Below are 270 nucleotides of genomic sequence, written 5' to 3'. Positions count from 1 at the left end.
ATTTATCTGTTAAGTACTCCACAATTTTTGTCGCTCGTCCAATACAAATAGGCAGAACACCTGAAACCTCTGGTTCGTGTGTCCCTGTATGTCCCACTTTTTTTGTGTGTAAAATCTTTCTCACTTTAAACACACAGTCGTGAGAGGTCATGCCACTTTCTTTATGTAATAAAAGAACACCGTTTTGCACCTGCGTTCTGTCCTTTCATAAACGATGAAAAAGGACAGACGATCATCGCCTATCCTTATTTCAACGTCTTATTCGTGATC

General features: G+C 39.6%; 1 pseudogene. It reads right to left on the bottom strand.

The window, feature by feature from the left end:
• Nucleotides 1–190: pseudogene (gene truB / locus KVT11_RS19940) on the bottom strand (tRNA pseudouridine(55) synthase TruB); the annotation flags it as partial.
• Nucleotides 191–270: the final 80 nt, after the last annotated feature.

Source organism: Bacillus sp. GbtcB10, assembly GCF_019091365.1.
Classification (GTDB): Bacteria; Bacillota; Bacilli; order Bacillales; family Bacillaceae; genus Bacillus; species Bacillus altitudinis.
The sequence above is the reverse complement of the archived record's forward strand: the minus strand, read 5'-3'. Positions and strand labels throughout refer to the sequence as shown.